Below are 3,008 nucleotides of genomic sequence, written 5' to 3' on the forward strand. Positions count from 1 at the left end.
GTGCCGGCGCCCGTGGCCAGGGAGCCGTTCCAGCCCGCGTCGGAGGCGGTCACCGTGCCGCCGTTCTGCGTCACGCCGGCGTTCCATGCCTGGCTGATCGTCTGCCCGGCGGTGAAGGCCCAGCGCAGGGTCCAGCCGGTGAGCGGATCGCCGAGGTTCTTGATCGCGATGTTGGCGCCGAAGCCGCCGGCCCACTGGTTGCCGATGGTGTAGGTGACCTGACAGCCGGCCGCGGCGGCGTGCGCCGTGACCGTGGTCACGACGGCCGAAGCGGCCAAGCAGACGGCCAGGGCCCAGGCGGCAAGGCCCCCGCGTAATCCTCGTCGGTGCATCTGTCCTCCGTCGTGGCCCGCACTCCGCTGTGGTTCATGGACTGCTCCGGGCGCACGACACCCGCCCCGGACGGCGTCGCCGTCGCCGCGGCCGGCCTCCGGCCCGGAAAATGGTAGCGCTAACATTGCGTAGGGTCCCGAACCGCCGGATCCCTGTCAACAAGCGCGCCCGAAGCAGCCGCCGGGCGTGCGCAAACGCCGGCAGGAACCCGAAACTTTCATTCGGCGGCCCCGGCCGGCCGTGCCGGGCGGGCCGGCGGTTGAGCCGCTGGAGCTGGCCGGTGGCGTCCAGCAGGATGCCCAGGGCCAGGCCGGTGATCGAGGTCGCCGACCGGGGGCCCGGGATGTCCCAGGAGCACGCGTCGCTCGTCCTCGAACGCTGCTACCGGGTGGAGGACGGCGCGCGCCGCGGCGGTGGGGCCGGCCTCGGCCTGGCCATCGTGCGGGCGGTGGTGACGGAGCACGGCGGGGACGTCACCGCGGGCTCCGTCGCCGGCGAGGGGACCACGTTCCGGGTACGCCTGCCGCTGCCGGAACCCGTCGGGCGTCCGTGAGGGTTCGGTGCCGAGCGGCCCCCACCGGGTTCAGCCGCGAATGGTGGAGGCGTCCTCGCCGGCGCGGTAGGTCTTCAGCGCGGCCAGCAGCCGGGTCTCCTGCCGGTCGAGCGCGGACGCCAGCAGGCCGAGGCCGTCGCCGATGGCGTCGATCTGCCGGCTGCGCGACTGCCGGTAGGCGTTGCCGTAGTCGTCGCCGCCGAGTGCGGTGCGGGTGGTGCTCACCGACGTCTCGTACCGGGTGTCGGTGCCGGACACGAGGCCGGCCATGTCGCTCATCTCGCCGGCCAGCCGGCGCAACCGGCTCTTGCTGTAAACGATTCCGTCGAACTCCACGAATCGGCAGCATAGCGAGCCGCCATCGAGGTCGGAATGTGGATCAATGCCATGAAGTACGAGAAGATGGGGCGCGATAGGCCATTGAGGCTGATGTTGCTGATGTGGGGACGGCGATGGCATCGAACGAGCAGTGGCGGCTGTTGGAGCAGCTCGTCGAGGACGTCAACCAGCAGACCGAGCAGCTCAAACGGATGCAGGAGAGCATGCGGGAGCTGTCGGCGACGGCCAGGTCGCGCGACGGCATGGTGAGCGTCACCGTCGGCCCCCGCGGCGAGGTCAGGGCGATCGAGTTCGACCCGCGGGTCTACCGCAAGTTGTCGCCGTCGGAGCTGTCCGACTCGATCGTCGAGCAGATCAGGCACGCGACCCGCCAGGTCTCCGGCGAACTGAAGGAGCTGATGGGCCCCTTCGTCCCGGATCTTCCCTTCGAGGACCTGTTCGGGGACGAGACGAGCTTCGAATCCTTCCTCCCGCAACCGGGGACACCGCGACCGGAGGCGCCGCAATCGGGGACACCGGGAACACAGCGGCCGGGAACGCCGTAGATGGGCCTTGATCTCAGCCTGGTGCCCGACGTGGTCAAGCCGATGGCGTTGCCGCTGACGGGAGGGGCGTTCCCGGAGGCCGACGCCGACGGGATCATCGCCGAGGCGCGGACGCTGGAGGACCTGGCCGACACCCTGGCCGAGATCAAGGCGAAGGACGCCGGCGCGGTCATGCGGCTGCTGCGCGACGGGCTGTGGCAGGGGGCCGCCAAGGAGACGTTCGAGCAGGTCTTCACCGCCCTCAGCGGGCGGCAGGACACGACCGGCTCCCCGGAGGCGCTGCTCGACCTGCTGGAGCAGGCGCTGCGGGACGAGGCGCGCGCCCTGCGCGAGCACGGCGTGCGGATGCAGCACACCGAATGGATGATCTACGCGTCGCTGGCGCTGCTCGGTGCGATGATCGTCAGGCTGCTGGTGTGGATCTACGTGAACGGTCCCGCCGTGCTCCGGCTGGTGCAGTACAACACGTTGCTCACCAAGATGAACATCCAGACGCTGAAGCGGCTCGTCCTGCTGAACATGCTGAGGTTCGGCGGCATCATGGGCGGCCTCGACCTCGGGGTGCAGGGCGCCCAGCAGATCTGGGGCGACCGCGAGGCGGGTGACTTCGATCTCGCCTCGCTGGCCATGTCGGCGGGCAGCGGCGCGCTGACCGGCGTGCTGTTCGCCGGCGCGAACGCGGGCCTGTCGCGCCTGCTGAGCCGGGAGATGGTGTACGTCGGCTCCAAGGCCGAACTGGCCGTACGCGACAGGCTCGTGGCGCTGGGGCAGAGCATCTGGGGCCAGGCGCTGACGGGCGGGGTGGCGGGCACCGCCGGCGCGGTTCCGGGGCTCGCGCTCAGCGGGCAACTCGACGCCTCGCACCTCGCCTACACCTTCGTCTCGGGTGTCGCGGGGGGTCTCGACGTCCCGGCGTCGGCCCGGGTGAGCTACACGCCGATGTCGGCCGTCGGCGAGCTCGGCGGCTCTCCGTCCGGGCGGCCCGACACCACCCCGACGTCCGGGCAACCCGACGTCACGACCCTCGCGCAGCACGCCCCGACGTCCGGGCGGCCTGACGCCGCCCCGACGTCGGGGCGGTCCGACGTCACGACCCTGGCGCAGCACACCCCGCCCGGCGCCACGACCCAGCGGCAGCACGTCCCGCCCGAGGTCACGGCCCCCGGGAGGCACGCCCCGGCCGTGCGCCACGGCGGCGCCGACCACGCGATCGGCCGGGGCGTGCCTCCCGGGGGCCG

General features: G+C 72.1%; 5 protein-coding genes. 3 read left to right on the forward strand and 2 right to left on the reverse strand.

Annotated elements, in window-relative coordinates; genetic code table 11:
• Nucleotides 1–332, reverse strand: a 332-nt coding sequence (locus FAF44_RS52645; protein ID WP_237111028.1) for a cellulose binding domain-containing protein, incomplete at its 3' end; no start/stop codon positions are given.
• A gap of 281 nt (nucleotides 333–613) precedes the next feature.
• On the opposite strand from FAF44_RS52645, the gene FAF44_RS52650 reads away from it, so the two are divergent.
• Nucleotides 614–886 (forward strand): ATP-binding protein, encoded by a 273-nt coding sequence (locus tag FAF44_RS52650; RefSeq protein WP_237111029.1) that lies wholly within the window; start codon nucleotides 614–616, stop codon nucleotides 884–886.
• A gap of 30 nt (nucleotides 887–916) precedes the next feature.
• Here the strand turns inward: FAF44_RS52650 and FAF44_RS52655 are convergent, their stop codons facing one another.
• Nucleotides 917–1,222 (reverse strand): hypothetical protein, encoded by a 306-nt coding sequence (locus tag FAF44_RS52655; RefSeq protein WP_237111030.1) that lies wholly within the window; start codon nucleotides 1,220–1,222, stop codon nucleotides 917–919.
• Between the two features lie 116 nt (nucleotides 1,223–1,338).
• On the opposite strand from FAF44_RS52655, the gene FAF44_RS52660 reads away from it, so the two are divergent.
• Nucleotides 1,339–1,770 carry a YbaB/EbfC family nucleoid-associated protein gene (locus tag FAF44_RS52660; RefSeq protein ID WP_237111031.1) on the forward strand — a complete coding sequence of 144 codons (432 nt, stop codon included), beginning with the start codon at nucleotides 1,339–1,341 and terminating at the stop codon, nucleotides 1,768–1,770.
• The coding region (locus FAF44_RS52665; protein WP_237111032.1) for a hypothetical protein at nucleotides 1,771–3,008 on the forward strand (1,238 nt) is incomplete at its 3' end.

The organism is Nonomuraea sp. MG754425 (assembly GCF_021699195.1).
Classification (GTDB): domain Bacteria; phylum Actinomycetota; class Actinomycetes; order Streptosporangiales; family Streptosporangiaceae; genus Nonomuraea.